Below are 7,986 nucleotides of genomic sequence, written 5' to 3'. Positions count from 1 at the left end.
ATGCTATCCCAAGTGGCGCTGGTAAACGTATCATCCATTGAGTTTGTGCCAAACATGTTCCCATGAATATCAGTTGAACTGTCCATCATTGGGAGTCCATTGGCCGGATTGCTTCCATAGTTATCAAAATCATCATAATGACTAAAATCTTGAGCGTGAAAATGATGCCAATCATCTGTGGTGTCTGTTATGGGACTGGAAATGTCATGCGCATAATTGGTGTTTTCGCTTTCCCAAGCGTCCCATGCAGCAGACCTTTGCGAGTAAGAGTGGCTATTGTCAGACAGCTCAATATCAGTAATTGGATTGTCATGCAAATGTTGATGCAATTTGCTGGCGATCATTGCCCCACCCAATATACCCTCATGATTGAATCGCGGCGCTCTTCTTACTTGTTGAGAATGATGCCGGGGTGAATGTATTTGATTTGACTGCCCCACCTCATAGCGATCAAGCACATAAGCCAACACGGGTGGAACCACATACACCAGGATACCTATCCAGACCGCGCCTGCAACAAACCCATTCATCCACAGGTTGCTGATAGGAATCAGCATAAACAGCATGACGTATTTAAAATTACCCAGCTCGTTAAGCAGCATGATTCCTCCCGCATATTTTTTGTTACTGTCACATTATTTAGTATTCACCCGGTTAACAAGCTCAGTACAGACTGTTTCAACCGCTATTTTCCATTTTCCAGCCATCAATTTTGGTAGTAACGAGATCAGGTTGGACGTACTCATGTCTTTGATCAACTGTCTGGACTTGATTAAATCAGACTCCATGAGGAAAGCACTATGCGCTTTACCCCGCGTCAGCCGCTGGCGGGCTGCACTATCTAATTGCACATCTTTTCTAGGTCTTCCACGTGATTTTGTGACTGCCTTAATTTCCAGATCATCCATAAGGTGCTCCATATTTAAGTTACAGTAACATTATATATAAAAAATATGAAAATCTCCACATATTTGTTACTGTAACTTTAATATGGGTAAATGATAGTGACCCAAAAATTATTGAGTGTGCTTTTTGCTATTTTCTTTGGTACGCCGTAAATGGATCATCCTCGCCATATTTGATGCTGCAATGTTGTAGCAAATTGATTGAAAGCGAGTTGATAAAAATTAATTTTCCCACTTTCAGTTCCATATCATCAAATTGGCAAGTGCTCCGAACCCGTTTACCTGTGGGGTTAAATTCAGCCTCAATTGAGTATGCGATGCCAACCTTGTGCTTGCCAGGCGTGGTTTGTATTACCGATGCTTTATGATTTTTTGGTAAATCAATCCCATCAAATGCAATTATGGTGGCACTCCACCATGGGTATAAAGGATTTCTGGGATCTTTCTTGTAGGTCTGAATTTGAATTCTTGCCACATCCTCAACCTTACCCAGCGGTAGACCATCCACCCTAATATCTTCAACGTTCGAGTTTCTAATGGTCGTGCATGATGATAAGCACATTATTAACCCGAACAATAATCCTCTTTGATACTTCATCACATCTCCCTTAAAACACCCCATTCTTTGAATTCAAAATAGATAAGCGCATGCGCTTATTTACCTGGATTAATTTATTGACCGATAAATTATCCTATTTTGGGATTATCCTTAAATGGGATTATTTATTCAAGCCTGATTGTTTTTTTAACAGTGACGGCGATGACGAAATCCACCTATACCGACAACTATGCAAAACTCATCAAGCAGCTTGTGGATTGTCGCAAAAAGCAAAAGATGACCCAGACAGAGCTCTCTGCATGTATGGGTAAGCCACAGTCATTTATTGCCAAAATTGAAAATAAAGAACGTAGGTTGGATGTGATTGAGTTCCTGGAGCTTTGCAAGCATATGCAAATTAACCCTATTCCGATTGTCGCATCACTTATCGACAATTAACGCTGTCGCAAATCAATCAGGATGGTTGATTCTTTTATTCTGCGTATGTAATATAAAAAACGATTGTTTGAAGAGCGCAATATTCGCAAATTAAACAATCAAGTTGTTCAGTCTTTTTTTTCAAAAAGAGCTTCACCCCATTTTTTTATTGACCCGTTCCTGACTGAACCTAATTAACTAAAAGCAAAATTGCTTAGGCAATGTTGTCGCCTTTGTATGTGCTTTTAATTTACAGTCGATCATCCTTCAAGTGAATATTGGCCTGTGTCATGTGTGGCGTTGCCTTGCCTAACGGTATTGGTATTGTCTTCTATGGCACCGTGTTTGGATGATATTGCATGGTGAATAATGAATGAGTGAAGCACAAAGATTTGCATCCAGAAATTGCCCCCAAGGTAGCCTTGCCCATCACCCAAAGTTTGGGTTGGTTGAGGTCATTGGCGTCAACGGTCTGGAACGTGAAATTAAGTGCGAGACGGTGGATGATGACTTTCATCCGCAAACCATTTATGCCTTGATTCATGTCTCCAGTCTGCGCGCAGTCGATTATCTGCGTGATTTTGGACTGACTGATCAACCGCTCAAATCACCTCCATGCAAAGTCATTCCTTTCTCATTGGCCCAATACGACTCTCTTGATGATGATTCCTCACCCGAATGTTGATTCAACATTCATCAAAATTAAAGGAATTCACAATGAGTATGATAAACGGAATGTATATCGCATTTTCGATGCTGTTGGCTTTTGCCGTGTTTATGGCCTGGTGGTCAGTTAGACAAAAGCTACAGGAAGAAAGTCAAAAGGAGCAGCTGGAAAGTAAAACCACCGCAGCCGGTGAAAAGGGAGAACAATCATGAGAGGATTGATCCCAATTTTAACGTTGATGATGGTGTCGCATCAGGCTTATTCCGAGGTGCAAATTCAAGCGCAGAGTGAAAACGCTAATACAGGATTAACAATTCAAGAGTCAGGCCAGATAGATGCATCGGTTAAAGGCAAGAACTTATCCCTTGCGTTTTATGATGGCAGGGAGATTGGTGTGGATACAACTAAGCTCATCAGAAAAACACTTTCTGAAAAAGGGATTCAATCCAATGGAGGTTGGTTGCCAAAATCGTTGCGGATTAGTGCCTATACACGCACCTATGCCAGTGACAAAGCTGCATTTGATAGCGGCGCGATCATGATTAAAGATATCAAACCGGAAGGATTGGTGATGTCAAAATTGCATGCTTCAGAATACATACTCAGAGCCCACCAAAGTCACGACATCACCAAATTGGATGCGGGTATGTTGCATGAGGGAACCAAGCTTACTCAGGCGATGGGCTCTTCTGCTGGGGTTTGGGGTGGTGTTGCAATCAATGTCGTTGCTAACCTGACCAGAAAAATCTTCTCATCAACTCCAGGCACTGAACCAATTGATGGAGGGCATTTGCAAAATGATGCCAGCCGCTGTGGCGATGCATGCAACAAGACGCATCATGTGGTGGTGTTCACTGTGTTATACGATGCGGAACCGAGCCACTATTATTCGTTATCCCTTGAAAAGGTGGATACCAAAGTGGATGAGGCCAATTTGACGGAGATCGCCAACCAGGGATTGCGAATGGTCACAGAGAAAATTGCTGAAGCAGTCATCGCAAACTAAGAAAATCGCGCTTTAGGCAAGGAGGAATTTGAGATGTTGAAAACAGTACCTAACAATCAAATCAATACTGACGTGTCTGAAGCGCTAGTTCGGTTTGAGAACCCGACGAACGGACTGGCGGTTGAGCGACTGGCAAAAATTAGCAGGGATAAATCCTTGGTGGAAATTGATCTGGCTACATGTCAACAATTAGGTTTTGATTTGGACGACTGCCAGTACAAACAAATCACACGAAACGGTGTAGATGAAATTAACCCGATTGTTGGCCCATTGAGGGTTTACTTAAACAACCGATTTTGCGATTGCTGCGCCCTTGTCACGGGCATTCGAGTCGAAATTGGAAACACTGCGTTACAAATGCTGTAAAGAGTGACTGTTCACAATGTGAACACTTTACCCAACCTCAAATTCGAGGTAATAGATGACGCATCAGTTTGAAGAAATGAGTATCGAGTCCGCGTTGAATACATTGAGAAATGCCATTAAAAGCATCAATCATGACTCACAAAAATGCGCAGCTTTATCAGCTTTGGAAATGTAGAGGCTCGATTAAGCATAACCAGCGACGCGCCATTGTACGAAGTGGACGATGGCGAGATCAGTGAAGAGTGTCGGCAGGCATAGAGGTTTTTGTTGAGCGGAACTATCCGATTAAAGGCAAATTAAGGCTAGTGGGGTCGTTGTAATGCATGATTTATAAGGTGTTCACAGTGTGAACAGTTTGAAAACGCTAAAAAAGTGGTTGACCTGCTAAAACGAATGGAATGTTATGAACCCAACTCAGTATCTTCAAGATGATGACCCAATTTCAAATGAATATATTTTTTTCTAACGCAGTACGCTAAAAGCCTACTGCCAAAGGGGAAAATATAACGAGCGAGTCGTTTTTCGAAGATTCACCGGTCAGCGCATCTGAAAATAGCGATTAACTGCCGGTACTGCTCTGCTTCTTTGGTTGGTGGGGTGGTCGAGAAACTGTTAACAATGTTAACAGTCAATGTTGGCGTTTTAAATTTCTGGGGAATCAGAAGGGCTTCTCAAATTATCAAATTTTGGAGGGGTTGTAACCGATTCAACAGCAGGCTTTTTTATCAATTCCAATTCAGGGTTCCCTGGGTAGAGTTTATTGAGCAAAGCCTTGTATCTAGGCGTTGCATCTGCCCAGAGCGCACGCAGTAGCTCAGACTCAGCATTTTGGCGATTGCCATTGATCAGTCTCATGAAAATCTCATCAAAACTATTGTTAACAATATTAACACTCTAAATCTGTTTTCAGATCAGAGCACTCTCTGATAAACGAATAAAATTACCCAGCCTAGCTAGGTGACTCAATACTTATGCAGGAAAATGATATCAAGTTGGAAATTTCTTATTGAACAATCATTGCAGCAACTGTTCACATTGTGAACACTAAGCTAATCTACGAGAAGCGCCCCCTTACCCTTAAACCCTTTAGCAACCCAAATTGTTGACAAACTAATTTTCAATCTCAAAAAAATGAAAGTTGAATTTGCTGACAACTGTCTTTCGACGAGTGTTATCATTGTTAACACTCAAATTTTGGTATATTTTAAAACTCCTTTCTACTGTTCACAATGTGAACAGTAGAAAGGAGATGCACCCGACATCTTTAGCCTAGCTTTTTAGCCAAATCCTCAGCTTTAGGATGGTAGTACCTTTTTAGCATTTGCAAATCCTTATGGCCGGTAATACTAGCCAGTTCGATAATATTAGATACCTTCTCAGCTATTCGACTTGTTGCCTCATGCCTTAAGTCATGGAAATGGATATCTATTAACCAATTTTTAGAAGGCAAAATCCCATCCTCCTTACACTTTTCTTCATAACCCTTTCTTGCCCTTATTACTGCCCGATCGAAAGCCTGGCTAATTGAATCAGGTTGCAGCCCAAAAACTTTACCATCTATTCTAGCGGGAATACTCATCAATAGTTCTTTTGCTTTAGAACTCAGCGGAACTTTACGGTCATCGCCATTTTTAGTTTTAGTCAGTCGAATTATGGAGCGATTTATCTCAACAGCATCACGTTCCAAGGAAGCAATCTCCGACCTTCGCATGGCGGTCTCAATTGCAATTCCTATAATGGTACCCAACTCCTGTGATTCACTCACTTTGATTATTTCGTCAATTTCACCTTGCTCTACTCTTCGGTCTCTGCCATTTGGTTTCGTTGGTTTACGAACTTGAGGGATACCACCAGGAAGAGCAATCCCCCAATCAAGAACGCAAGCTTTTAAAACTCTGGTCACCAAGCCTAACTCATGTATGACCGATTGGTTACTGACAATACCTAATCTAGCATCTCGAAACTTGGCTAATACAGTTGAATTAATTGCCGTTAAAGGCAACTTACCAAGTTCAAGCTTGATAGTCTTGAGTCTTGATGCATCGGCAGCTTTACCCTTTAGTTTTGGCAGAATTTCTCGGTGATATCTATCGCAGGCCTCAGATAACATCGTTGATTCAGCCTCAACTCTTGAAACATATACCCCACGATCAATTTCACTCTCAATTTCTCGTGCCCACTCCTCAGCTTGCGCCTTTGTTGCAAAGGTCTGAGTAGCTTTTACCTCACCAAGTCCACGTTTCTTACGTCGGATCTGCACATGCCATTGATAATCACCTTTTTTTCTAATTGTTGCCATAAGACTTATATCCAATTGTGCCAATAATGTGCCAATAATTTACAATATAATGTAATAGTAATTAAATATCAACATGTTAACTTAGACTAAATTTAGCTTCCGAAGCCAAGGGTCGTGAGTTCGAATCTCGCCGGGCGCACCAGAAATAAAAGCAAAGCCAAGATAGTTGTCGCTAGCACCATAAATTGGCCGCAACGGCCACTTTATGCTTCCGTGTACTAGCTAAAAAAGCCTGCTAAACTTTTCTTCCTCACTCAATCCAGAAATGGGGTAAATAAACCGACTTTTCTTGGTAGTCATAAACTAAGAAGAATATGGACCAAATATAAAAGAAGTGTCGCACAAGGTGACAAGCCTTGTGCGACACTAAAGTTATATCCCAAATGGACTTTCGATTTTTAGTTGTTTAAGAGTTAAGCTCCACAACTGTTCCTGCAAACTAATATCGCGACTGGCTTTTGACGACTTTCCTATCTTGGATTTAGCGAAATATTTTCCGGAGACTGCGTCGAGCTCAAGAGCCGTTGCGACATGAATAGAGGTTGGATTTCTCCATTGATAGAAAGTAGGAAGCCGGACCTTTTACCTTTGTTTCGTCTGCAATTGAAACCCGATTGTGTGACTTTTATGTATTTTTTAATGCTCCAGATGCATGAACGGAGTAAAGGAAGTCATCTGTCACTGAAAACTGCACGATATATTCCTCAGAGTGTGGTAAGCCAAAATATTCTCCACCCACTGCCAGATCACGATAATTTCTTGGCCCTTTGTAATCATGGACTTTAGCCAAAAATACCTCGTTGTGTGCATCTTCCATATCGATATGATATTGAACCTTCATCGTTGCCTCATCATTTTTAATCAGCCATGGAAAAATACTTCCCAAGTCAGACCCCACGTGAGCAGCGATTCTCCCGGTTTCCAATAAACATAATGCAGTTGGAAACGCCTTGTAGACATTATCATAGGCACGGATTCTAAGATCACTACCGCAAACAATGGCACGACCCTGAGCAATCAGTTCCCATAATGGTTCATGGTCTGGGTGTGCCTCGCCCGACCAATATCTAGGTATCCACGATGGATCAGTGATGTACCCATTTTTATCAAGCGGGGCATATGTAATCCAGTTTGAGTCAACCTTAGTAATGCTTGAAGATGGATGTAAGGCTAACTCAGCCAAATACTCTGGTGTGAAGTGATACCCCCAGTTTTTTAAACGTTGGGCAGAAGCCATGTCTTCAAAAAAATACATGCCAGTGAGTCTGGAATTGCATGTTGGAAAGTGTTGCTGACGCCAGGTTTCAATCAACATCTCATTGCGAAACCTTACATTGTTTTGGGCAGCAATCATGCCCGCAAACATCATGGAAATGGGGCATTGAGGAGGTTGATACTTAGCATGTGCCGAAACCAATACTCCACGATAACTCGCCCAAGCGACAAATGGTTGGTCAATATCCAGATATGCAAACACCTGCATAGGTGTGCCCTCATACGGTAGTGGCTCTGTGATTGGCTCCCCTGGGCCAACACGAGGAATTTCTTTTTGGTTTGCTTGTGTATTCATAGTAGTAATCCTAAAAATCAGATTGATGCTGAGTGTGTAAATGCATCATCTGTTATATCTATTTTAAGTTCCGATTTTCGGTTTTCTGGAAAAACTGACGATTTATTCAAACAATTTTTTCCCACTAATAAAGCTTACCTAACAGTCAATAGCTGGAATTTAGTTCAAAAATATAAGAACTAAATTTAATAAAGATT

Annotated in this window: 11 protein-coding genes; 5 read left to right on the top strand and 6 right to left on the bottom strand. The window is 41.5% G+C overall.

Annotated features, from left to right (window positions below; translation table 11 throughout):
- From INP77_RS12580 to INP77_RS12570, 3 genes are all read right to left on the bottom strand, one after another.
- The coding region (locus INP77_RS12580) for a hypothetical protein (protein ID WP_228518918.1) at window positions 1–602 on the bottom strand (602 nt) is incomplete at its 3' end.
- A gap of 33 nt (window positions 603–635) precedes the next feature.
- Window positions 636–908, bottom strand: a complete 273-nt coding sequence (locus INP77_RS12575; protein ID WP_194749392.1) for a hypothetical protein — start codon at window positions 906–908, stop codon at window positions 636–638.
- 127 nt (window positions 909–1,035) lie between these two features.
- Window positions 1,036–1,503, bottom strand: a complete 468-nt coding sequence (locus tag INP77_RS12570; RefSeq protein ID WP_194749391.1) for a hypothetical protein — start codon at window positions 1,501–1,503, stop codon at window positions 1,036–1,038.
- Window positions 1,504–1,665: 162 nt separating this feature from the next.
- On the opposite strand from INP77_RS12570, the gene INP77_RS12565 reads away from it, so the two are divergent.
- The 5 genes from INP77_RS12565 to INP77_RS12545 all read left to right on the top strand — a co-directional run bounded on the left by INP77_RS12565 (window position 1,666) and on the right by INP77_RS12545 (window position 3,920).
- Window positions 1,666–1,902, top strand: a complete 237-nt coding sequence (locus tag INP77_RS12565; protein ID WP_194749390.1) for a helix-turn-helix transcriptional regulator — start codon at window positions 1,666–1,668, stop codon at window positions 1,900–1,902.
- 352 nt (window positions 1,903–2,254) lie between these two features.
- Complete coding sequence (locus tag INP77_RS12560; RefSeq protein WP_194749389.1) at window positions 2,255–2,566, top strand: hypothetical protein; 312 nt, start codon at window positions 2,255–2,257, stop codon at window positions 2,564–2,566.
- A gap of 32 nt (window positions 2,567–2,598) precedes the next feature.
- On the top strand, window positions 2,599–2,760 hold the full coding sequence (locus tag INP77_RS12555; RefSeq protein ID WP_194749388.1) for a hypothetical protein: 162 nt from the start codon (window positions 2,599–2,601) through the stop codon (window positions 2,758–2,760).
- Window positions 2,757–3,554, top strand: coding sequence for a hypothetical protein (locus INP77_RS12550; RefSeq protein WP_194749387.1), 798 nt, complete (start codon window positions 2,757–2,759; stop codon window positions 3,552–3,554). Before INP77_RS12555 ends, INP77_RS12550 begins: the two co-directional genes overlap by 4 nt.
- Before the next feature lie 33 nt (window positions 3,555–3,587).
- On the top strand, window positions 3,588–3,920 hold the full coding sequence (locus INP77_RS12545) for a hypothetical protein (RefSeq protein WP_194749386.1): 333 nt from the start codon (window positions 3,588–3,590) through the stop codon (window positions 3,918–3,920).
- A 642-nt stretch (window positions 3,921–4,562) separates the two neighbouring features.
- On the opposite strand, the gene INP77_RS12540 is transcribed toward INP77_RS12545, so the two are convergent.
- The 3 genes from INP77_RS12540 to INP77_RS12530 form a co-directional block, all read right to left on the bottom strand.
- Window positions 4,563–4,775 (bottom strand): hypothetical protein, encoded by a 213-nt coding sequence (locus tag INP77_RS12540; protein ID WP_194749385.1) that lies wholly within the window; start codon window positions 4,773–4,775, stop codon window positions 4,563–4,565.
- A gap of 409 nt (window positions 4,776–5,184) precedes the next feature.
- The gene (locus INP77_RS12535; RefSeq protein ID WP_194749384.1) at window positions 5,185–6,219 is read right to left on the bottom strand and encodes a site-specific integrase; all 1,035 of its coding nucleotides are present in this window, start codon (window positions 6,217–6,219) and stop codon (window positions 5,185–5,187) included.
- 625 nt (window positions 6,220–6,844) lie between these two features.
- On the bottom strand, window positions 6,845–7,789 hold the full coding sequence (locus tag INP77_RS12530; RefSeq protein WP_194749383.1) for a hypothetical protein: 945 nt from the start codon (window positions 7,787–7,789) through the stop codon (window positions 6,845–6,847).
- Window positions 7,790–7,986 lie beyond the last annotated feature (197 nt).

It is taken from the genome of Methylophilus sp. 13 (assembly GCF_015354335.1).
Taxonomy (GTDB): domain Bacteria; phylum Pseudomonadota; class Gammaproteobacteria; order Burkholderiales; family Methylophilaceae; genus Methylophilus; species Methylophilus glucosoxydans.
This window is presented reverse-complemented; position numbering and strand designations above follow the sequence as displayed.

What these genes read in the sequence shown, in the direction of transcription:
- INP77_RS12535 (WP_194749384.1), bottom strand. Translation starts at nt 6,219, where the DNA reads ATGGCAACAATTAGAAAAAAAGGTGATTATCAATGGCATGTGCAGATC.
- INP77_RS12550 (WP_194749387.1), top strand. Translation starts at nt 2,757, where the DNA reads ATGAGAGGATTGATCCCAATTTTAACGTTGATGATGGTGTCGCATCAG.
- INP77_RS12575 (WP_194749392.1), bottom strand. Translation starts at nt 908, where the DNA reads ATGGATGATCTGGAAATTAAGGCAGTCACAAAATCACGTGGAAGACCT.
- INP77_RS12540 (WP_194749385.1), bottom strand. Translation starts at nt 4,775, where the DNA reads ATGAGACTGATCAATGGCAATCGCCAAAATGCTGAGTCTGAGCTACTG.
- INP77_RS12560 (WP_194749389.1), top strand. Translation starts at nt 2,255, where the DNA reads ATGAGTGAAGCACAAAGATTTGCATCCAGAAATTGCCCCCAAGGTAGC.
- INP77_RS12570 (WP_194749391.1), bottom strand. Translation starts at nt 1,503, where the DNA reads ATGAAGTATCAAAGAGGATTATTGTTCGGGTTAATAATGTGCTTATCA.
- INP77_RS12555 (WP_194749388.1), top strand. Translation starts at nt 2,599, where the DNA reads ATGAGTATGATAAACGGAATGTATATCGCATTTTCGATGCTGTTGGCT.
- INP77_RS12530 (WP_194749383.1), bottom strand. Translation starts at nt 7,789, where the DNA reads ATGAATACACAAGCAAACCAAAAAGAAATTCCTCGTGTTGGCCCAGGG.
- INP77_RS12545 (WP_194749386.1), top strand. Translation starts at nt 3,588, where the DNA reads ATGTTGAAAACAGTACCTAACAATCAAATCAATACTGACGTGTCTGAA.
- INP77_RS12565 (WP_194749390.1), top strand. Translation starts at nt 1,666, where the DNA reads ATGACGAAATCCACCTATACCGACAACTATGCAAAACTCATCAAGCAG.